Source organism: Aquisphaera insulae, assembly GCF_011064615.1.
Taxonomy (GTDB): Bacteria; Planctomycetota; Planctomycetia; order Isosphaerales; family Isosphaeraceae; genus Aquisphaera; species Aquisphaera insulae.
The window spans coordinates 243,616-263,981 of record NZ_JAALJH010000002.1 but is presented as its reverse complement, the minus strand read 5'-3'; the positions used below and the strand labels follow the sequence as shown (position 1 = coordinate 263,981).

Below are 20,366 nucleotides of genomic sequence, written 5' to 3'. Positions count from 1 at the left end.
CTTGCTGCCGAGTCATGCCCGTGGAATCTGACGGGTCCGCGACCAGACTCACGCCCGTGCGACGGGCACCGGCGACCGGAGAACCTCGCCGACCACCCGCGCCGGCCGTCCGTCTGTCAGACTCTGAGCCCTGCCGTTGGCGTGATAGAAAAGCCGCGCGTGATCCAGGCCCAGCAGGTTCAGGACCGTCGCCTGGAAGTCGTTCGGCGTGACGACATTCTCAACGGCGCGATGGCCGACCTCATCCGTGGATCCGTAAGTCATGCCGCCACGGATGCCGCCTCCGGCCATCCAGATGGAGAAGCCCTGGCCGTTGTGGTCGCGGCCGGCGCTGTCATCGAGGTTGCCCTCACTGACCGGCAGGCGTCCGATCTCGCCGCCCCAGTGGACGAGAGTTGTCTCGAGGAGCCCGCGCTGCTTCAGGTCCGCGACGAGCGCGGCGGCGGGACGGTCCGTCCGCCGGCAGATGGCGGGGAGCGATTGCTTGATGGTCCCGTGGTTATCCCACGGCTGGCCGCCGAGGAAGAGCTGGACGAAGCGGACTCCGCGCTCGATGAGTCGCCTGGCAAGCAGGCAGCGCGTGCCGTATTCCCGGGTGGCGTCCTGGTCCAGCCCGTACAACCGCTTGATGTAATCGGGCTCGCCCGAGATGTCGAGCGCCTCGCTGGCGGCCGTCTGCATGGCCGCGGCGAGCTCGTACGTCCGAATTCGCGATTCCAGCTCGGCCTCGCCGGGGTGCATCGCGGCGTGGCGGCGGTTCAGAGAGTCCAGAAATGAGAGGTTTCGGGCCTGCGCCTCGCCGCGGAGGTGCGCCGGCGGATCGAGGTTCAGGATTCGCGGCTCCTTGGGCCGGAGGACGGTCCCCTGATAGAGCGGCGACATGAAGCCGCTCGACCAGTTATGGGTCCCGTCCACGGGCGGTCCTTCGGGATCGGACAGTACCATATAGGCCGGCAGGTCCTGGGACTCGCTGCCGAGCGCGTAGACGACCCAGCTCCCAAGCGTGGGCCGGCCGGTGATCGCCGGCAAGCCGCCGTGGAAGAAGCGGATCGAAACCTCGTGGCCGTTGTGCCCCGTATGCATCGACCGGATCACGCAGAGGTCGTCCACGACCTTCGCCGTCTCCGGGAGCAGCTCCGAGACCGCCGTCCCGGACTGGCCGTGCTTGGCGAACTTCCAGGGGCTGCCGAAGAGCTTCTTACTGGCGCGGTTCACGAAGCTGAACGTGACCTCGCCGCCGTAGTCCTTGCCGTGATTCTTCGAGAGCTCGGGCTTGGGGTCGAACAGGTCGACGTGCGACGGCCCACCATGCATGAACAGCGAGATCATCGCCGTCGCCTTCGGGGCAATCATCGGGCTCCGGGGCCGGAGATCGAGCGGCAGGTTCTCGGCGGGCTTGGCGGGCTCGGCCGCCAGAAGCCCGTCCTGACGGAGCAGGTGCGCCAGCGCGAACGCCCCGACGCCGAACGAGTAACTCGCCAGGAACTCCCGCCGGGTGCGCGTGGGCGCGAGTGGGTCAGTCGACATAGAGGAACTCGTTGGAAGAGAGGAGCTGCTGGCAAAGATCCGTCAGCGCGGCGAGCTCGGGATCCTCGCCCCGGCGAGGTGCGGCGACGAATGCCAGGGCGGCGTTGAGCTCGTCCGGGCTGACCGGCCGCTGGTAGGCCAGGGCCCACGCGCCGGCGATCGTCCGGCGTGGGCGATCGGGTCCGGCCGGGTTCGCAGCCCGCAGGCGATTGGCCATCGCTTTCGCCTGATCCAGGGTGAAGTCGCTGTTCATGAGCATGAGGGCCTGGAGCGCCGAGGTGCTCGGCTGGCGGCGGTCGCAGTTGACGCCCGTCGACGGCGCATCGAACGCGGCGAGCATCGACACGGGCTTCGATCGCCGGACCTGGAGGTAGATGCTCCGCCGCGGCGAATCACCTTCCGGGAGTACCTGGCCGACGGAGTCCTCCGCCACCGAGACCGGCGGACCGAATGGCGTCAGGTCGAGTCGCCCGGCGACGGCGAGCATCTTGTCCCGAAGGGTCTCGGCGTCCAGCCGGTGCACGGAGTAGCGGCCATAGAGGCTGTTCTCTCCATCCGAGGAGCCCGCGGAGGGCTCACGTCGCGACGACTGCCGATAGGTGGTCGAGGTCGCGATCAGCCGGTGCATCCGCTTCAGCCCCCAGCCGCCGCGGGCGACCTCATCGGCGAGCCAGTCGAGCAGCTCGGGATGCGTCGGCCGGGTCCCGAGTGCCCCGAAGTCGCCCGGGGTCTCGACGAGGCCGCGGCCGAAATGATGGAGCCAGATCCGGTTCATGAGCACCCGACCGACGAGCGGGTGTTTCCCGTTCACCAGGTAGCGGGCGAACGCGAGACGCCGGCCTGTGGTCGGCAGCGCAGGGTCATCCGCCGAGGCCTCGAATCGCTGGCCGTCGGGCGCGGCGATGGTCAGGTCTCCGGGTCCGACCGGCAACTTCGGCTGGCGGGGATCGCCCCGATGGAAGAGGTGCGTCTGGGGCGCGACGCCCGGCACCTCGTCAAGCACGCTGACGAAGTGCTCCGGCGGCTTCTCCGCACGCTTGGCCGCAACCCGCTCGGCGTCCTTCTTCAGCTCGTCGGCCGCCTTCTGGTCGTACTGGTAGAGCACGCCGGGGCTAAGGACCGCGCTCGGATTGGCGTCCAGAAGGGCCTTCTGCTCGGAGGTCCGTTTGTCGGCGGGTGAATCGAGGGCCGCGCGAAGCCTGTCACGGACGTCCTTCGGGTATTTCTCGAGCTCCTTCTGCGTGGCCAACGCCAGGAACCGGGCCGTCTTGGCGTCGACGTCCCGTTGAAGAGCCTGGGCCTGGGCCTCGATGGCCGCGGCTCGTGAGCGGTCGGCGTCAGAGTAGAGCGAGATCAGCCGCTGTCCGGGCTGCCGCCAGTGCTCCGGGTCCAGGGCCGGCTCGAAGACGGCGCGAAAGCGGTAGTAGTCCGATTGAGGGATCGGATCATACCGATGGTCGTGGCACTGCGCGCACGCGACGGTCAGGCCGAGGACCGTCGAACTGACGATCTTGATCGTGTCCGCGACGACCTGATTCGAGACCAAGACATCTCCGCCGCCCGCGGCCGTGCCATCGGGCGCGGTCCGGAGAAAGCCGGTCGCCGCCAGCAGGTCGACCTGATCGGGCTTCAGGTTTGTCCAGGGACGGGGGACGAGTTCATCGCCGGCAAGCTGTTCGACGAGGAACCGATCGAAGGGCTTGTCGGCGTTGAGGGCCCGGATGACATAGTCTCGATATCGGTATGCATACGGCCGGGCCGTGTCCTGCGCCCCGTCCCCCTCGGAATCGGCGTAGCCTGCCGGGTCGAGCCAGTGCCGCGCCCAGCGCTCGCCGTAATGGGGGCTGTCCAGGAGCCGGTCGACGAGCTTCTCGTAGGCGTCGGATGCAGGATCCGCGACGAACGCCTCGACTTCTTCCGGCGAGGGGGGCAGGCCGGTCAGGTCGGCATGAACGCGGCGGATGAGGGTGCGTCGATCCGCCTCGGGAGCGAAGCCGAGCCCATGCTCCCGAAGCCGGGCCAGGATGAACGCGTCGATCGGCGTCCGTACCCGGTCCTTCGGTCCGGCCCTAGGCGGCTCCGGGCGGCGGATCGGCTGGAAGGCCCAGAACGCCCGCTCTTCCGGGGTGATGTCGATCCCCGCGGGGAGGTCCTGGGGCTCGTCCCGGATGGTCGGCGCACCTGCGGCGATCCACTTTTCCAGCACGGCGATCCGGTCCGCCGGCACCTTCTTCTCGCCCGGCGGCATCTCCTCGCCTCGGACGCGAGTCAGCAACTCGCTCTCCCCGGGCTTGCCGGGGACGACCGCCGGCCCGCTTTTACCGCCCCGCACGGCGAACCGCCTCAGACGCAGGTCGAGCTTCCCCTTGAGCGCCTCACCACCGCCGTGGCAGTCCAGGCAATACGCCTTGAGGATCGGCCGGACATCGTGCTCGAAGGTCGGCGGCCCGTCCTCCCCCGCGGCGGCTAGCCCTCGGGTCATCGCAAGGATCACCAACGTCCAAACCCGCATTCGCATGAAGATCCTCACACGCTCGTCCTCGGACGCGACGATCCATCAAGCCCCGGCTCTCAACGCTCAATGATTGTTAAACATTGGCGTCGAGTCAAGGCGATGCCCGGTCCAGGAGCGGGCGGAGGTTCCCCGCGCGGGGACTCACGTTAGCTCAGGAATCCCTTCGCCCTCATGAGCTCGACGATGCGATCGACGCACTCGTCCATGCGGATCTGGTCGGTCTGGAGGACGAGGTCCGGTGCCTTCGGCTCCTCGAAGGCCGCGGTGACGCCCGGCATTTGGGCGATCTTGCCCTCATCGGCCAGACGGTAGGCGCCGCTCTGGTCGCGGGACCGGAGTACGTCCATGGGGGCCGTGCAGTAGACCTCGAGCACGCGGTCGCGGCCGATCAGGTCCTTGGCCTTCTCGCGGATGGCCTCGTGGGGTGCGACGAACGCGGCGATGGTGGTGATGCCCGCGTCGTTCATCAGCTTCGCCACCTCGGCGGATCGGCGGAGGTTCTCCGAACGGTCGTCGGCCGTGAACCCGAGGTCGCGGTTCAGGCCCTGCCGCATGTTCTGGCCGTACAGCACGGTCACGGCCCGGCCCTCGTCCCAGAGCCTCCGCTCGAGCCCGTAGGCGATCCGGCTCTTGCCGCTGCCGGTCAGGCCGACGAGCAGGACCGTGATCGGCACCTGACCGAACCGCTGTTCCCGCTCGACCGGCGCGACCAGGCTCTCGCGGAACTTGAGGCGAACCGCCGGCTCCGAGGCCCAGGCGTCGCCCGGCGCCCGGCCGATGCCGGGCTCCAGGATCATGCCGGCGCCCACGGTGTTGTTCGTCAGGCGGTCGATCAGGATGAACGCGCCGGTCGCGGCGTTGATCCGGTACGGATCGTAGGCGAGGGCCTGCGTCAGGCTGAGCTGCACGTGCCCAACCTCGTTCAGCCCCAGCCGCGTGATGGCCCGATTCTCCAGGGTGTTGACGTCGACGCCGTGGCGGAACGCGGCGACCTCCGCGGAGACCTGCCGCGTGGTCTGCTTGAGCGAATAGGTCCGGCCCGGAACCAGGGGCTGCTCGGCCATCCAGACGACCATGGCCTCGAGCTCGCTGCTGACGTGCGGCGGGCTGTCCGGACGCACCAGCATGTCGCCGCGGCTGACGTCCACCTCGTCGGCCAGAGTCACGGTCACGGCCTGGGGCGCGAAGGCGCTCTCGAGTTCGCCGTCCTGGGTCACGATCGACTTCACCCGGCTCCGCTTGCCGGAGGGGAGGACCATGATCTCGTCGCCCCGGTTCAGGATGCCCGAGGCGACCGTCCCGGCGAAGCCGCGGAAGTCCAGGTTGGGGCGGATGACGTACTGGACCGGGAACCGCAGGTCGGTCAGATTGCGGTCGCTGGCGATGTGGACCGTTTCCAGGTGGTCCAGAAGCGGCGGGCCCGAATACCAGGGCATCGCCTCGCTCCGGGAGACGACGTTCTCCCCCTTCAGGGCCGACATCGGGATGAAGATGACGTCGCGGAGGTCGAGCTTGGCGACGAAGCCCGTGTACTCGTCCTTGATCCGCTCGAAGACATCCCGCGAGTGGTCGACGAGGTCCATCTTGTTGATGGCCACGACGACGTGCCGGATGCCGAGCAAGGAGACGATGTACGAGTGTCGCCGGGTCTGGGTCATCACGCCGTGGCGGGCGTCGATCAGGATGATCGCGAGCTGGCACGTCGAGGCCCCGGTGGCCATGTTCCGCGTGTACTGCTCGTGGCCGGGCGTGTCGGCGATGATGAACTTGCGGCGGTCGGTCGAGAAGTAACGGTAGGCGACGTCGATGGTGATCCCCTGCTCGCGCTCGGCCTTCAGGCCGTCGGTCAGCAGGGCCAGGTCCACCTCCCCGGCGCCGGTGGTCCCGACCTTCTCGCTGTCGCGTTTGACGGCGGCGAGCTGGTCCTCGTAGATCGTCTTGGTGTCGTGCAGGAGCCGACCGATGAGCGTGCTCTTGCCGTCGTCCACGCTCCCACAGGTGAGGAAGCGGAGGAGTTCCTTCTTCTGGTGGCGGGCGAGGTAGGAGTGGATGTCCTCCTTGCTGAGATCGACGGTCTGCATTTCAGAAATAGCCCTCGCGCTTCTTCTGCTCCATCGAGCCGGACTCGTCGTGATCGATGACCCGGCCCTGCCGCTCGGAGTTCCGAGCCAGCAGCATCTCCTCGATGATCTCCGGCAGCGTCGTCGCGGAGCTCTCGATGGCCCCCGTCAGCGGATAGCAGCCGAGCGTCCGGAATCGAACCCGCTTCATCATCGGCTCCTCGCCGGGCCGCAGCCGCATCCGGTCATCGTCCACCATGATCAGGGTGCCGTCGCGTTCCACGACCGGGCGAACGTCCGAGAAGTAGAGCGGCACGATCGGGATGTTCTCGAGATGGACGTACTGCCAGACGTCGAGCTCGGTCCAGTTGGAGAGCGGGAAGGCGCGGATGCTCTCTCCCTTGTTGACCTTGCCGTTGTAGAGGTTCCAGAGCTCCGGCCGCTGATTCTTGGGATCCCACTGGTGGAGCCGGTCGCGGAAGCTGTAGACCCGTTCCTTGGCCCGGCTCTTCTCCTCATCGCGGCGGGCGCCGCCGAAGGCCGCATCGAACTGGTAGTGGTTCAGCGCCTGCTTCAGCGCCGCCGTCTTCATGATGTCCGTGTGTTTCTTCGAGCCATGGTCGAACGGGTTGATCCCCTGGGCTTTGCCCTCGGGATTGATCCAGACTTTCAGGTCGAGCCCCTGCTCCTTCGCGTACCGGTCGCGGAACTCGATCATCGCCCGGAACTTCCAGGTCGTGTCCACGTGCAGGAGCGGGAACGGCAGCCGGCCCGGATAGAACGCCTTCTGCGCCAGCCGCAGCATCACGGCCGAGTCCTTGCCGATCGAGTAGAGCATCACCGGCCGCTCGAACTCCGCGGCCACCTCGCGGATGATGTGGATGCTCTCCGCCTCCAGGACCTTCAGATGGGTCAGGTTGTAACTGCTGCCGACCATTCGCGCTCCTGTCTGCCCCTCGTCCTGTTGATACGGAAGGACCCTAACATCCCTGCGATCCGTGGCCTCTCGCCGGTCGCCGACAACGGCTCGTCCCGGCTCGGCCGGAGCCTCGTCCTCCCGGAAAGGCGCTCGCCGAGCCGTGGGCCGGCCGAGGTCATTGCGGTCATGCAGGTGAGGGTAACCGCCGATGTCGTATCTTAACGCGTTCGACCAGTGGGCAGGAAGGCGGCATCAGGCGACGTACGGGTTAGAATGCTCCCGGCGCATTGCTCCCCCGAGGCCCGAACCGCCCGGGTTGGAATCGACCAATCAGAGAAGAGAGGACTCGATGACGCCGCCCGAATCGCGGTCGCGATCCAGCCTGTTCGCAGTCGCCGCTGGCCTGATTCTGGCCATCTCCCTCGTGAGCACACGGACAGCTCGCCCCGACGACGGCCCGCACGCCCCGCGGCCCTATCCGCCGGGCCCGCTCGGCGACGTGGTCCGGCTCGGCGAAGCGATCGTCAAGGACACGCCGAACCATCCGCTTTCGAAGGCCTACAGCGGGAATGCCCTGGCCTGCGGGGCATGTCATCTCGAGGGCGGACGAAAGCCGAAGGCGGGATCATTCCTCGGGACGGCGTCGGCCTATCCGGCGTATTCGCCCAGGGAGAAACGGGTCATCACGCTGGAGGACCGGATCCTCAACTGCTTCATGCGTAGCTGCAACGGCGTCCGGCCCCCGCTGGGCAGCGAGGTCTCGGTGGCCGTCGCGGCGTACATCACCTGGCTCTCGCAGGGCCAGCCGATCGCCATGAACCCGGAAAAGCCGCTCGGTCCCGACCACGTCCCGCCGCTCAAGGTCGACCCGGCGAAGGCCGACGCGGCGCGGGGCAAGGCCCTCTACGTCGAGCACTGCGCCGATTGCCACGGCGCGAACGGTGCGGGCCGCAAGAAGAACCCCCCCGTCTGGGGCCCGCAGTCCTTCAACGCCGGCGCCGGCCTCGCCTCACTCGACGGCCTGACCTCCTGGCTCAAGGTCGCCATGCCCCTCGACGACCCCTCGCTCGATGTGGACGAGGCCCGCGACCTCGCCGCCTACCTCATCGCCCAGCCCCGCCCGCGATTCGTCTTGAAGGAGCACCTGCCGACGGCGGAGCGCATGGGGCAGTACAACTCGCGGGTCCTGGATGAGGTTCGGGAACCAGCTTCAAATCACTGAAGCCTCCCCTCGGCCAGTTCGTCGTACATGATGCTCGGGCGAGCAGTCTTGCTTGCTGGTGGGACGACTCCAGTTCGAGTAGGGAGCCAATGCGATGTGGGACGACCTCGAGAGGAGAGCCCGGGACGGCGACGCGGAGGGCGTGCGGAGGCTGCTGGCGGCGGGGGCACCGGTAAACTTCATCGCCAACGGGCGGGCCGGGGAGACCGCGCTGCAGGTAGCCGGACGGGAGGGACATCTAGAGATCGTCACGATCCTGCTGGATGCCGGTGCCGACTTGAACCATGTCGACATCGACGGCTTCTCCCCGGTGACCTCGGCGGCCCGACCGCGACGATGGGACGTCGTCAAGCTCCTGGCCGAGCGTGGAGGCAACTTCGACGAGATGGACGGCTACGGCAAGACCGGCCGCGATTACCTGAAACGCTGCCGTAGTCCGAGGATCCGCGCGGAGATCGAGGCGATCCTCGCGGGACGCGACCAGAGGCGATGACGGAAGTCCGCCGGTTCGGCCCCGGCGCCTGGAGCGATTACCAGGAAGGGCGTTATGATGAGGGGCCGACGGCACGGGTCCGCACCGATTCGGCCCGGATCGAGCCCGGAGACTCCGCAGGAGGACGACGATGCGCACGGGGATGGCGATCTCGCTGGGAATACTGCTGGTGCTGACATCCGTCTCCGGGGCCTGGGCCCAGGAGACGAAGGACGAGCAGCCCGCCAACGATCCGACGGCCGCGGCGCGGAACCGGATGGTGGAACGGCATCTCAAGGAGCGGGACATCAGGAACCCGCGGGTGCTCGAGGCGTTCCGGACCGTGCCCCGGCATAAATTCCTGCCGGAGAACACGCGGCGGCAGGCCTATGACGACGAATCGATCCCGATCGGCGAGGGGCAGACGATCACCCCGCCGTATGACGTCGCGTTCATGACTCAGCTCCTCGACCCCAAGCCGACCGACAAGGTCTACGAGGTCGGAACGGGCTCGGGCTACCAGTCGGCCATCCTCTCGCGACTCGTGAAGGAGGTCTACTCGATCGAGATCCACGAGCCCCTCTACCAACGGGCCTCGGCCGTCCACAAGGAGCTCGGCTACACGAACATTCACACCAAGCCCGGCGACGGTTACGAGGGCTGGCCCGACGCCGCGCCGTTCGACGCGATCATCGTCACGTGCGCCCCGCAGAAGATCCCGCAGCCGCTCATCGACCAGCTCAAGGAGGGGGGCAAGATGGCCATCCCCCTGGGCGATCGGTTCCATCAGTCCGTCCACCTGATCACCAAGAAGGACGGCAAGCTGATCGACGAGGTCAAGAAGCCCACGCTCTTCGTGCCGATGACCGGCAAGGCGCTCAAGGAGAAGGCCGATCCGAAGCCCGCGAGCGACAGGAACTGAACCGAACCGAGGAGGCCCGGCGGATGGGCGGCGCGACCCCTCACGACGATGACGACAGGGCAACCGAAGACATGGAAGAGCGGACGACTCGGAATCGAAACGTGCGAATCACCGGGTGGCCCTTCACCCTCGCGGTCGCTGTGATGATCGCCCTCGGCGGGTCTCCCTTTCACCCGCGTGCGCGAGCCCAGGACCCGGAGATCGAACGCCCCGGCCCGCCGCCCCTCGACGACCTCGAGAGGGATTCCGACGGCGACGGCGTCCCCGACGGTTGGTACAGCGCGAGGGATGCCGTTTGGGAGGCGAAGGGGGGCCAGGTCGGGCCGCACTTCATCCGATTCGACAGCCCCAGGCGGGGGCGACCGTCGGGGATCTCGCGGGCCTTCGGGGTGGACGGGAAGGCGACCGAAGCCGTCGTCATCGGGGTCTGGCTGCGGCTGAACAACGTCCAGCAAGGGGAGCGATCGGGCCAGGAGCCGGCGCTCATGATCGACTTCCTGGGCGACCAGTTGCGGCAGCTCTCTCGGGGGACGATGGGCCCCTGGACCCATACCGTCGGCTCGCAGTGGACCCGGGTTTCGAAGCGGATTCCCGTGCCCCCCGGGACGCACGACGCGATCATGTCCATCGGCCTAATGGGGGCTCGCGGATCGCTCGATTTCGATGGCCTGACGATCGACCTGATCCCCAGGAACGACGAGCCCGAGACTTCCACGAACCTCGTCCTGAACGGCGATTTCGAACTCGGGGACCCGGCGCCGGCCTACTGGATCGTCAACAACGATGCGGCCCGGATCTTCCCGGGGCACCGCAGTGGCACGGCACTGGAACTGGGCCGATCGGATTCCGGCCTGCCGCGGATCCTCACCGGGCTGGCGCTGCCCGTCGAGGGATTCGGGGCGCTCGCGGTGAGCACTTACGTCCAGGCCAAGGGCCTGCGCGGCAGCGGCGGCGCGGGGGCGGAGATGTTCTTCCTGGACGACACGGGGAGACCGATCCCGGGGACCGACGCCACGCTGATGACCTGGTCGGGGAGCTTCGACTGGCGTCGAGACGTCGCGGAGGTCCGGGTGCCGCCCGGCGCGCGGCGGGCGGTCCTCCAGTTCGAAAAGACGGACGTGCTCGGCCGGGTCGCGATCGACGACGTCACGGTGGAGGCCGCCCCCGCGGCCGGCGCGGGCGAGTGGTCCCCTTTCCACGTGACCGACGACACGGCCGACTGGCTGAAGGTGCCGACCTCCACGACGATCGTCGCCGGCTCGCCGCTGGACGTCTCGTTCCTGGTCCAGGCACCGGCCGGTAGCAAGGGGTTCGTCACGGTGAAGGATGGGAAGCTCGCCTTCGAAAAGGGGGGCCGCGCCCGATTCCACGGGGTCAGCCTCCTGTCCCCGGCCGCATTCCTGGAGCCGAATCGGGCGGACGAGCTGGCGGATCGGCTGGCGCGGTCCGGGATCAACCTCGTCAGGCTGGGCGACCTGGACGCCGCGATCGGCCCGGATCGGAGCCTGTTCGACGACACCCGCGACGACACGAGCAGGTTCGATCAGGCCGCGATGGCGAGGCTCGATCACCTGATCGCCGCGCTCAAGGCGCGTGGCATCCACGTGGCGCTCGAGCTCCAGTCGCGGCGGATCTTCCGGGACGACGACGGCGTCCCCCTAACCGGCCTCCTGCCGCCCGGGGGCGGCCCCGCCGCGCTCTTCGACCCGGTGCTGATGAAGCTCTCACTGCGGACGGCCCGCAACCTGCTGGGCCGCAAGAACGGCGAGACGGGCCTGACGCTCAAGGACGATCCCGCGCTGGCCTGGGTCACGCTGCTCGGCGAGATCTCGCTCTTCGACCTCCAGGAGCGACCGAACGTGGCCCTCCCCGGGGAGTATGCCGCGGCGCTTCGATCGCTCGCGTCGAGGAATCCCGGCGGGTCGGGCCGACGGTTCTGGCAGGCGCAGGAGGCGTCCTACTTCAAGAAGATGGTGGACGCCCTGCGGGCGGAAAAAGTCAGGGTCCCGATCGCCGGAACCTCGCATTGGCGGCGGGACGCGGAGTTCTCCGCCGGGCTGGCTTCTCCGCCGCTCGACCTGGTGGACGACCGCCTCTTCTGGTCGCCGTCGACGTTCGTGGCCCCGGAGACCCGGTCGCAGCTCTGGAGCGCCGACGGGGCGCTCAACGCGGGGGCCCGCAGGAAGCGGCACGCCGGCGTTCCCTACGTCGTGGGCCAGTGGTGTCCGCTCTCGCAGGGAGCCTGGGCCTTCCCGCACGAGGCCGCCGATCAGCTCCTGGCGGTGCAGACGGCCATGTTCGAGGACTGGGACGCCCTGGTCCGGCGAGGCATCTTCATCTTCCCGATCGAGTGGGGAAACGGCCCCGCGGGGACCTCCGGGGGCGAGGACATCTACCAGCTTCCCGAGGTGGCCAACGCAAGCCCGCACGTCTACGCGCTCTGGCCCCACATGGCCTCGCTCATGCTCCGCGAGCCGGCCCGCCCGGGCGAAGGGGAGCACGAGGCGGCGGCACGTCGGAAGTCGCGGCCGGGCACGGTCCCGGGCTGGGAGCCGGCGCGGGGGCGGCTGGCCGTCGATACGCCGCATACCCAGGGGATTGCCGGCTGGCAAGGCGGGAACCTGACGTCGCTCGGCGACATGGACATGATCGAGGACAACCCCTTCGCGGTCGTGGTGGCCACGGCCGTTGGGGAGAAACCGATCGCCACGGCCCCCCGGCTGCTCGTCACGGCGATCGCCCGTGTCGAGCCGACCGGTTTCTCCTGGACCGATCGCTTCCAGCGTGACGTGGCCGACCCGGGTCGGCCCCCGTTCCTGCAGGAGCCGGTGAATGCGCGGGTCTCCTGGCGGCGGAAGGGGACGATCAAGGCCTATGCGCTGAACAACAACGGAGAGCGGATCGGCCCGGCCAAGGTGGAGCCCCTGCCCGAGGGCGCCGGGGCGACTCTCGTCATCGACGGCAAGACCCCCGCGTTCCACTGGGAGATGACGGCCGAGTGACGACCGGCAAGGTCGAGGGCGAAAACGAACGACCCGCGACATCGGACCCCGGCGAGGCCGGGCGGAGGTCGCGGGTCGGTTTGGGGTCCGGTGGGCGACCCTTGGCTGAGCGGCTTCGCGGCCGCTCAGATCATGTCCTTGAGCGCCTTGAGGGGCATGACCTTGATCACCTTGCGGGCCGGCTTGGCCTTGATGGTGATCGGCTGCTTGGTCTGGGGGTTGAAGCCCGGGCGGGCGGGGGTCGCCGGCTTGTGGACGACCTTCACCTTGAAGAGGCCGGGGATCTGGACGATCCCGGGGCCCTTCTTGCCGAGCTCCTTGTTGTGGAACTCGACGAGGGCCTCGAAGACCGTGGCGACCTGCTTCTTGGTCAGGCCGGTCTTCTCCGCGAGGGCGGAGTAGAACTCGGTCTTGGTCGCGGGCTTGCTGGCGGTCTTGCTCGGGGCGGCTGCCTTGGGCTCGGCGGCCTTGGGTGCGGCTTTCTTGGCCATGGACGGTTCTCCCTCCTGAAAGAGGTCGCTGCTTTACCTGTTGTGAACCATCCGGCGGCCCTCTCCATTGAGGGTGATCACCGAGGTTCCTGGGCTTGGTTTTCGACGATCACCCTGGAAATATCCAGAGAAATTCGCGGTCAGCCCCCGATTTCCCCGGTTTTTCCCAGGATTTCCGCCCTTCGAGGTCGTCCCGGCCCGTATTTCGGGCGGTTTTCGATGGCTCGAAGAGATGGCCCAAGTCGGCCAGTTCCGGGGTGAGCGCTCAATCTCCGCGGGCCGCCGAGGTCGTGCGGCGGAGGTCCGGCACGCCGTGGATGGCAGACTTCTCGCCGACCACGATCGTGTTCGCCGTGCCGATGGCCCGGATCCCGAGGCGGGCATGCCCGAGCGTCGCCAGGCCGTCGAGCGTCGCCCGCGGCCATTTGTCCCTCTCGAACAGGACGACGTCCGGGAACCACTGGTGGTGCGTCCGGCCGGCGTCCACGGCAGCCCGCGGGCTCATCCCGAACTCGAGCAGGTTGAGCACCACCCAGAGCGTCGTATTGGGGATGGTCCGCCCGCCCGGAGAGCCCGTGACGGCCCGGACCTTGCCCCCGTCCAGCACGAGCGTCGGCGTCATGGAGCTGAGCATCCTCCTCCCCGGCGCGATCCGGTTCGGCTCCGTGCCGATCCGCCCCGAGGCATCGGTCCGGTCGGGGATCAGGTTGAAGTCGCCCATCTCGTTGTTCAGCAGGAAGCCCGCACCGGCGACGACGGCCTTGGCGCCATAACTATCCTCCAGGGTGTATGTCAGCGCCACCGCGTTGCCGGCCGCGTCGATCGTCGACAGATGCGTCGTATGCTCGGGTTCGGCGGGGAGGATCGGAAACGGCGCCAGCGAGGCGCTCGGCGTGGCCCGGTCGCCGATCGTCCGTGCGAGCGCCTCGGCGGTCGGCTTCGAGGTCAGCTCCGCGGCCGGAACATCGACGAAATCGGGGTCGGCCAGTCGGGTCGCCCTGGCGAAGAAGGCACGCCGTTGAGCCTCGGTCACGCGGTGGACCGTCCGGACCGAGTCGCGGCCGTCGGCCTTCAGGTCGAACCGCTCGAGGATATTGAGCATCTGGCAGAGGACGATGCCGCCGGAAGAGGGCGGCCCCATGCCGTAAACGTCGCGGCCCCGGAAGGTTGTATGGACCGGCGGCCGGATTTTCGCCTCGTAGGCGGCCAGATCCTGCGCACGGATCTCTCCGCGATTGGCCTCCATGTAAGCCACGATCAGCTCGGCGGTCTTCCCCCTGTAAAAGTCGTCCGGTCCGTGCTCGGCGATCCGTTCCAGGGTCGCGCCGAGGTCCGGCTGGATCAATCGGTCTCCCTCCTGCCAGGGCCTGCCGTCCGGCCTGGAGAAGACGGCGACCGACGAGGGAATGTCGGCCAGCCGACCATATGCGCCGCGACCAGGACCCGACTCGGCCTTCCGCGGGGCGAGCTGCGAGTTCAAGGCCCCAGCGAGCTCCGCGGAGATCGAGAAGCCCTCGCGAGCCAGGCGGGCCGCCGGACGGACGAGTTCCGCCCAGGGGAGCTTGGCCCATTTCGCATGGGCCAACGCAAGCCCGCGGACGGTCCCCGGAACCCCCGCGGCCCTCGCCCCCAGCCGGTGCTGGGGGAGCAGGTTGCCGGAGGCGTCCAGGTACATGGTGGGCGAGGACGAGAGCGGCGCCTTCTCGCGGAAATCCACGGTCACCACCTCGTGGCGATCCGCAAGGAAGGCGACGATGAAGCCGCCTCCCCCCAGATTGCCCGCCTCTGGCAGCGTCACGGCCAGCGCAAAGGCCGTCGCGATCGCCGCGTCCACCGCGTTTCCGCCGTGGCGGAGGGCTTCCACACCGGCCTCCGACGCATGCGACTCCTGCGAGACCACCGCCTGCCGCGAGTAGATCCCGTCGGCCGCCGCGAGAGCGCCCGGATTGCCCGTGGAGATGGTCAGAGCCGCCAGCCACCAGATCCCTCGCACTCGCCCCATCGCCACGCTCCGCTCGCTCAGTAAGTCCGCCTCAGCTCCCCGACATGCACCACTCTACAGGCCAGGAGCCAACCCACGTAACCCCATGCGCCCCGGGCCTCGTCCCGCAAGACGGCACCGCAGTTGCAGATCCCATCGACGATAACCTGGCGGATCGTCATCTCGCGCCCACTCCAAGGCCACTCGGCTGCATTCGAGAGGGATTCCACATGCGGATACAACCAGGCAGTCGTGCCGTCCATGCGGCGCTGATGGGCGGCCTCGTCGTCGCCGTCTATTCCCCACCCGAGCTGAAGGGACAGGAGCGGAACGAGCCTCGGGTCGAGTCCCCTCGCGCCCCCGCGTCGGGCCGGGGCATGGTCTCCGGGGTGATCCTCCGAGCAGAGCCGGTCGGCGAGACTCCCCCCTCGCGGGGCGGGGCCTGGCGCTTGACGGTCAATACCGACGTCGTCTGGCGTGACTTCGTCCGCGACCAGGCAACCGGGACGCAAAAGGCCGCACGGACCGGGGTGGCGAAGGCCGCGGAGAAGGGCAAGGCCTCGGTCGCCGCGGAGGGCCATCCCCAGAGCAAACCGCTGGTGACCGCATTCGAAGTCGACCGTCAGACCGAGATCACCGTCCGATATCGATCCTCGACCGACTCGATCAGCGACGGCGCCCCGACCGCGGACGGGGCGGCCGCCCTCGAGGAGGCGGCAGACCGTCCGGACGCCGATCGACGGCCACACCGAGACGACGCCACCAGCAAGGGGGCAGAGGAGGTCCGCGGGCCGAAAGCCAGGGCCCTCGAGCCCATGGAACTCAAGCCCGGGCTCTGGGTCGAGGTCGATTCCCGCCTCGAGGACCAGCGGCATCACGCCACCCGGATTCGCGTCCTGCGGCCGGTGGGCGGCCCCGATGTCTCCCCCGGCAAGGAGAAAGAACGCACCACGAAGAAGGTCTCTCCCGGGCCGTGAGAGCCCCCGGTCCTCCCCGCATTAACAAGGAGAAACGCCATGTCATCTCGAGAAGATCCTGTGTTTGTAAACCCGGGCGATTCGGCTACACCCCCGGTCGTCGGGTCGGGAGGCGGGAACGTCACGCGGGCCCGCTCATCGGCCGGGACCGCTCCCAACTCCTCCGAAACCTCGGCATCCGCCGCCGAGGCCCATCATCGGCCGGGGGCGACAGACGGCCGTCCCCCCATGCCCATCATCCGGACGTCTCGAGACGATGCTCCGGCCCTCTCGGGCATGACCACCGTCATGGCTTCGGGGGCACTCGCCCTGGTGATGGGAGGACTCGGAGCCTGGGGGTATGAACGGCTGCTGGACCGATCCACGACCAAGCCGGCGTCTCGGTCCGCCGGGGGAAGCGCCTCCGCGGCGGATGCTTCGCGTCCCGGGCTTGATGACCGGGTCAAGGAAGTCGCTTCGCAGGTCGACGAATTGCGGGATCGCATGGCGAAGCTCCCGCGGACCCCCGCACCGGACCTCGGGGCCCTCAATGAACGGGTCGCCACTCTTGAGAGCCTGCCCGTCAAACTCCAGGCCCTCGAAGAACACGCGGGCGCCGTGCCGCCGCGGATCGACGAGCAGGCGAAAAAGGTCGCGAGCCTGACGGCGGACGTGGAAGGCCTCCGCGCGCAGCTCATGGCCCTCCAGTCCGAGGCCAAGTCCGCGACCAAGCCTTCGAGCCCGCCGGCAACGCACGACGGCGAGCTCGCCCGCGCCTCCGGTTCGGGCTCCGGCCATCCGACGCTCGACGCCGGTGCGGCCCTCTTTCGATCTGGTAAGTACGCCGAGGCTGGCAAGTACTTCGAGGAGCTAACGCGGACCTCTCCGGATGACGCCCGGGTCTGGTACTTCGCCGCACTCTCCCGCGGACTCGCCACCCATGACTGGAAGGGGCGGACGGAAACCCTGGTGGAGCGCGGCCTCGAGCGAGAGAAAGCAGGGACTCCGGATCGATCCGAGATCGATGCCGCCTTCGTCGACCTCACGACCGAGACGGGCCGAGACTGGCTGGCCTACTATCGCAAGCGGGCGGAGGCTACCGCGACCAATCGCTGAAGTCATCGCTCAACCGAACTTGGACGGATCGGTGATCGACCCCGAAGGCTCGGCGGGCAACGTGTATCGCTCTTCGATGGCGGCGCGAATTCTCGCGCGGGACTCGGCCGCGGAGAGGCCCGGCTCCGCGGCAATCCGTTCCGCCTCCTCGGCGAGCTCATCGCTCTTGACCTGGTCGCGGAACCATCGGGCGTAGTCTCCCTGCTGGAAGTGGTAGAGCCAGGTCGCGTCGTCGACGCCGTCGGCGAGCTGGAGGAAGAGGTAGAGGTTCTGTGCGCGGAGGTTGAGCGCGGCGTCGGGGCCTCGAAAATAGAAGCTCCGTTCCGGCCCGAGGTTCCCCTCGGCATACTTCCGGCTGTGTCGGCGGAGCTCGCTCTTGCCGGCCACCGTCTTGACGCGGAATGGCGAGCGGGCCTCGTGGACGAACCAGGCGAGCGTCTCCCCGCGTTCGAGCACGGTGGGTTCCAGGCCGGCCGGCAAGGGACGTCCGGACGCTGAGCAGAACTTGCGAATCGTCTGGTCGGGATCCTTGCCCACGGCCAGGAGCAGGTCGATGGACTCGAGGACCGCCGGGGAGACGCTGTCGGGGTGGACGGTGATGAAGAGGGAACTTCCCAGCGGCTGGGGCAGGACGCTCGGGGCGAGCGTCCAGGCCCTGGGCATCAGGTGATGGGCCTCATCGACCACGATCCAGTGAGGCCTGCCGGTCCTCGCCAGCAACTCCTGGAGCCGAGGAATCAGCCCGTCGGAGAAGGCCGGCCGATCCGCGAGCGGGATCCCCAGCAGGTTGACCGACGCGTTCTGGGCCTCGGGCTTGTCCAGGAGATCGACGACCGCGTCGGCCGAGGGGGCATTCTTCGGGTCGCCGATCGCCACCGTATGTTCGAACTCGGTGTAATCCCCTTCCGGGTCGATGATGACGAACTGGTATTGGGCTTCGGCCAGCCGCTCGAGCAGCCCGGTCGTGAGCGTCGACTTGCCGCCCCCGGACGTGCCCGCCACCATCACGCGACGGCCGTAGGGGGCAACCTTCACCTCGTCCCCGTCGTCGTCCGTCCCCAGGAGGATGTGATGGCGAGTCAGCCTCGGCTCCAGCTCGAGCAGGTCGTTCGCCTCGAGGGCCTCGATCAGCTCGACCACGCCCTTGCCGTGGTCACCGGTCGTCGTCCAGTCGGCCCGTTCCTTGAGCGTCTCGAGCGCATTCGAGACCGCCACGGCACATTCGCTTGAACCGAGGAACGCATGATCGTTCTCGGCATCACCGATCCCGACGACGTTGTGCGGGGAGAGCAAGAGCTCCCGGAGCGCCACGTCCAGGCCCGTGGCCTTGTTCACGCCGGAGGGGAGGATCATCACCGCCCCCTTGTTGAAGATGACCTGGAGCTCGAGACCCATCTCCCGGACCGCTTCCAAAACGGCCCCCTGATGGGGCACCCAGGTCGCGACGATCACCCGACCCACCGCGATCGGCCCGACCCCCTTCGTCTTCAACCGCGCCAGAAACTCCGCGGGCGGGGGCTCCGCGAGAATCTTCTCCGATCGGTCGTTCGGCGAGTACAGCAGGGCCCCATTCTCGGCGACGACACGGTCGAAGACCTCGAGCTCCGGGAAAACGTCGATCAGCTCGTCGAGATCCCGCCCGGTCACGAGGATGAGCTTACGGCCCGACTCCTTGAGACGACGGAGTGCCTTCAGAGTCGGTTCGTCGACGCGCCCGTCATGGGCGAGCGTCCCATCATAATCCGTGGCCAGGGCCAGATATCGCATGACACCGCTCGGGACTATCTGATGGACTCGGGCAAATCGCCCTCCGCAGCCTTTTGCAATTTCGATGCCCTGATCCTGTCTCTCGAACGCCTCAGACACCATGCGTCTGGACTCGGCCTAAGTTTGTTCAGGGCGAGCCCCTTGACAGGGCCCCGCTTTTCCTTTAATGACTTATGGCTCCAAACCTTGCGTCTCAACCTACCCGGGATGGCCTACGTCCCGAGACCCGCCGAGTGGACCGATGGCCCGCAAGTCCGCCCCCAGCAATCGAACGCCCTCAACAGGGAAGGCCGTCCCGAGCGAGGCCCCCGACGCCAAGCGGGCACCGACGCTGAGCAGTTTGCGAGGGGAAATCGATCAGCTCGACCTGGACATCGTCACGCTGCTCAATCGGCGGGCCGAGATCGCGACCCAGATTGGCCAGCTCAAGCATAAACAGGGGCTCGAGGTCTGGTCCGCCGCCCGCGAGGATGAAGTGATCGCCCGGGCCGTCTCGGCGAGTCACGGCCCCCTCCCCAACGAGACTCTGCGACTGATCTTCCGCGAATTGATGAGCGGATCGAGGTCGCTCCAACGGAACCTCCGGGTGGCCTGCCTTGGCCCCAAGTACAGCTATAGCTATCTTGCGGCCGTCGCCAAGTTTGGCGAAGCCGTGGACCATGTTCCGGTGGGCTCGATCGCCGCGGTCTTCGAGGAAGTGAACCGGAGGCACGTCCAGTTCGGGATCGTCCCGCTGGAGAACTCGACCGACGGACGGATCGCCGACACGCTGGACATGTTCATCAAGCTGCCCAACCTCAAGATCCGGGCAGAGGTTCGCCTGCGTATCCACCATTATCTGCTGGGGCGCTGCGAGTGGAGCCAGGTCCGACGGGTGTACAGCAAGTCCCAGGCGCTGTCGCAATGCCGCAACTGGCTGGGGAAGAACCTGCCCCAGTCGGCCAAGGTGGAGGTCGTGTCCACCGCCGCGGCGGCCGAGCTGGCCCAGCGCGAGGAGTTCGCCGCGGCGGTCGCCAGCCGGGCCGCCGCCTCGGCCTACCGGCTGAACGTCCTGGCGGAGAACATCGAGGATCAGGTCCATAACGTGACGCGGTTCGCCGTCATCGCGGAGGTCGCCGAGCAGCCGACCGGCAAGGACAAGACGACCCTGATGCTCCGGCTCCACAATCAAGTCGGCTCGCTCAACCGGATCCTGGCTCCCTTCGAGAAGTTCGGCGTGAATCTGACCTGGATCGAATCCTTCCCCGTCCCGGGCGCCCCCAAAGATACGAATCCCGCCTACCTCTTCTTCCTGGACATTGAGGGGCACGTCAACGACCTCCCCGTCCAGAAGGCCCTGGAGGCCATCCGCAAGAAGTGCGACCGGCTCGATATCCTGGGCTCGTACCCGCGGAGCGAGTGCGTCGAGTCGTGAGC

Annotated in this window: 15 protein-coding genes; 7 read left to right on the top strand and 8 right to left on the bottom strand. The window is 68.0% G+C overall.

The window, feature by feature from the left end; genetic code table 11:
* Nucleotides 1-48: 48 nt before the first annotated feature.
* The 4 genes from G6O54_RS02235 to cysD all read right to left on the bottom strand — a co-directional run bounded on the left by G6O54_RS02235 (nucleotide 49) and on the right by cysD (nucleotide 7,039).
* Nucleotides 49-1,527: a DUF1501 domain-containing protein gene (locus G6O54_RS02235; RefSeq protein WP_165219692.1), complete on the bottom strand. Its 1,479-nt coding sequence runs from the start codon at nucleotides 1,525-1,527 to the stop codon at nucleotides 49-51.
* Nucleotides 1,517-4,009: a PSD1 and planctomycete cytochrome C domain-containing protein gene (locus tag G6O54_RS02230; RefSeq protein ID WP_205678651.1), complete on the bottom strand. Its 2,493-nt coding sequence runs from the start codon at nucleotides 4,007-4,009 to the stop codon at nucleotides 1,517-1,519. Before G6O54_RS02230 ends, G6O54_RS02235 begins: the two co-directional genes overlap by 11 nt.
* 179 nt (nucleotides 4,010-4,188) lie before the next feature.
* Nucleotides 4,189-6,123, bottom strand: a complete 1,935-nt coding sequence (gene cysN / locus G6O54_RS02225; protein WP_165219688.1) for a sulfate adenylyltransferase subunit CysN — start codon at nucleotides 6,121-6,123, stop codon at nucleotides 4,189-4,191.
* 1 nt (nucleotide 6,124) lies between these two features.
* The gene (gene cysD, locus G6O54_RS02220; RefSeq protein WP_165219686.1) at nucleotides 6,125-7,039 is read right to left on the bottom strand and encodes a sulfate adenylyltransferase subunit CysD; all 915 of its coding nucleotides are present in this window, start codon (nucleotides 7,037-7,039) and stop codon (nucleotides 6,125-6,127) included.
* 331 nt (nucleotides 7,040-7,370) lie between these two features.
* On the opposite strand from cysD, the gene G6O54_RS02215 reads away from it, so the two are divergent.
* The 4 genes from G6O54_RS02215 (at nucleotide 7,371) to G6O54_RS02200 (ending at nucleotide 12,639) form a co-directional block, all read left to right on the top strand.
* Nucleotides 7,371-8,243: a c-type cytochrome gene (locus tag G6O54_RS02215; RefSeq protein ID WP_165219684.1), complete on the top strand. Its 873-nt coding sequence runs from the start codon at nucleotides 7,371-7,373 to the stop codon at nucleotides 8,241-8,243.
* Between the two features lie 94 nt (nucleotides 8,244-8,337).
* Nucleotides 8,338-8,736, top strand: a complete 399-nt coding sequence (locus tag G6O54_RS02210) for an ankyrin repeat domain-containing protein (protein WP_165219682.1) — start codon at nucleotides 8,338-8,340, stop codon at nucleotides 8,734-8,736.
* A 130-nt stretch (nucleotides 8,737-8,866) separates the two neighbouring features.
* The gene (locus tag G6O54_RS02205) at nucleotides 8,867-9,637 is read left to right on the top strand and encodes a protein-L-isoaspartate(D-aspartate) O-methyltransferase (RefSeq protein ID WP_250846680.1); all 771 of its coding nucleotides are present in this window, start codon (nucleotides 8,867-8,869) and stop codon (nucleotides 9,635-9,637) included.
* A gap of 101 nt (nucleotides 9,638-9,738) precedes the next feature.
* Nucleotides 9,739-12,639, top strand: coding sequence for a glycoside hydrolase family 5 protein (locus G6O54_RS02200; protein ID WP_165219680.1), 2,901 nt, complete (start codon nucleotides 9,739-9,741; stop codon nucleotides 12,637-12,639).
* Between the two features lie 125 nt (nucleotides 12,640-12,764).
* On the opposite strand, the gene G6O54_RS02195 is transcribed toward G6O54_RS02200, so the two are convergent.
* From G6O54_RS02195 to G6O54_RS02185, 3 genes are all read right to left on the bottom strand, one after another.
* The gene (locus tag G6O54_RS02195) at nucleotides 12,765-13,130 is read right to left on the bottom strand and encodes an HU family DNA-binding protein (RefSeq protein ID WP_165219678.1); all 366 of its coding nucleotides are present in this window, start codon (nucleotides 13,128-13,130) and stop codon (nucleotides 12,765-12,767) included.
* A 265-nt stretch (nucleotides 13,131-13,395) separates the two neighbouring features.
* Nucleotides 13,396-15,132 carry a gamma-glutamyltransferase gene (gene ggt / locus G6O54_RS02190; RefSeq protein ID WP_165219676.1) on the bottom strand — a complete coding sequence of 579 codons (1,737 nt, stop codon included), beginning with the start codon at nucleotides 15,130-15,132 and terminating at the stop codon, nucleotides 13,396-13,398.
* Nucleotides 15,133-15,149: 17 nt separating this feature from the next.
* Nucleotides 15,150-15,293: a hypothetical protein gene (locus G6O54_RS02185; RefSeq protein ID WP_165219674.1), complete on the bottom strand. Its 144-nt coding sequence runs from the start codon at nucleotides 15,291-15,293 to the stop codon at nucleotides 15,150-15,152.
* Between the two features lie 48 nt (nucleotides 15,294-15,341).
* Here G6O54_RS02185 and G6O54_RS02180 point away from each other — a divergent pair, with 48 nt between their 5' ends.
* Nucleotides 15,342-16,088 (top strand): hypothetical protein, encoded by a 747-nt coding sequence (locus G6O54_RS02180; protein WP_165219672.1) that lies wholly within the window; start codon nucleotides 15,342-15,344, stop codon nucleotides 16,086-16,088.
* A gap of 228 nt (nucleotides 16,089-16,316) precedes the next feature.
* Entirely contained in the window at nucleotides 16,317-17,183 is an 867-nt protein-coding gene (locus tag G6O54_RS02175; protein WP_165219670.1) for a tetratricopeptide repeat protein, read from the top strand.
* 9 nt (nucleotides 17,184-17,192) lie between these two features.
* On the opposite strand, the gene G6O54_RS02170 is transcribed toward G6O54_RS02175, so the two are convergent.
* Nucleotides 17,193-18,950, bottom strand: coding sequence for an HAD-IIB family hydrolase (locus G6O54_RS02170; protein ID WP_165219668.1), 1,758 nt, complete (start codon nucleotides 18,948-18,950; stop codon nucleotides 17,193-17,195).
* A 241-nt stretch (nucleotides 18,951-19,191) separates the two neighbouring features.
* On the opposite strand from G6O54_RS02170, the gene pheA reads away from it, so the two are divergent.
* Nucleotides 19,192-20,364: a prephenate dehydratase gene (pheA, locus tag G6O54_RS02165; protein WP_165219666.1), complete on the top strand. Its 1,173-nt coding sequence runs from the start codon at nucleotides 19,192-19,194 to the stop codon at nucleotides 20,362-20,364.
* Nucleotides 20,365-20,366 lie beyond the last annotated feature (2 nt).

What these genes read in the sequence shown, in the direction of transcription:
- pheA (WP_165219666.1), top strand. Translation starts at nt 19,192, where the DNA reads ATGGCCCGCAAGTCCGCCCCCAGCAATCGAACGCCCTCAACAGGGAAG.
- G6O54_RS02230 (WP_205678651.1), bottom strand. Translation starts at nt 4,009, where the DNA reads ATGACCCGAGGGCTAGCCGCCGCGGGGGAGGACGGGCCGCCGACCTTC.
- G6O54_RS02170 (WP_165219668.1), bottom strand. Translation starts at nt 18,950, where the DNA reads ATGCGATATCTGGCCCTGGCCACGGATTATGATGGGACGCTCGCCCAT.
- ggt (WP_165219676.1), bottom strand. Translation starts at nt 15,132, where the DNA reads ATGGGGCGAGTGCGAGGGATCTGGTGGCTGGCGGCTCTGACCATCTCC.
- cysD (WP_165219686.1), bottom strand. Translation starts at nt 7,039, where the DNA reads ATGGTCGGCAGCAGTTACAACCTGACCCATCTGAAGGTCCTGGAGGCG.
- G6O54_RS02205 (WP_250846680.1), top strand. Translation starts at nt 8,867, where the DNA reads ATGCGCACGGGGATGGCGATCTCGCTGGGAATACTGCTGGTGCTGACA.
- G6O54_RS02180 (WP_165219672.1), top strand. Translation starts at nt 15,342, where the DNA reads ATGCGGATACAACCAGGCAGTCGTGCCGTCCATGCGGCGCTGATGGGC.
- G6O54_RS02235 (WP_165219692.1), bottom strand. Translation starts at nt 1,527, where the DNA reads ATGTCGACTGACCCACTCGCGCCCACGCGCACCCGGCGGGAGTTCCTG.
- G6O54_RS02215 (WP_165219684.1), top strand. Translation starts at nt 7,371, where the DNA reads ATGACGCCGCCCGAATCGCGGTCGCGATCCAGCCTGTTCGCAGTCGCC.
- G6O54_RS02210 (WP_165219682.1), top strand. Translation starts at nt 8,338, where the DNA reads ATGTGGGACGACCTCGAGAGGAGAGCCCGGGACGGCGACGCGGAGGGC.
- G6O54_RS02185 (WP_165219674.1), bottom strand. Translation starts at nt 15,293, where the DNA reads ATGACGATCCGCCAGGTTATCGTCGATGGGATCTGCAACTGCGGTGCC.
- cysN (WP_165219688.1), bottom strand. Translation starts at nt 6,123, where the DNA reads ATGCAGACCGTCGATCTCAGCAAGGAGGACATCCACTCCTACCTCGCC.
- G6O54_RS02195 (WP_165219678.1), bottom strand. Translation starts at nt 13,130, where the DNA reads ATGGCCAAGAAAGCCGCACCCAAGGCCGCCGAGCCCAAGGCAGCCGCC.
- G6O54_RS02175 (WP_165219670.1), top strand. Translation starts at nt 16,317, where the DNA reads ATGCCCATCATCCGGACGTCTCGAGACGATGCTCCGGCCCTCTCGGGC.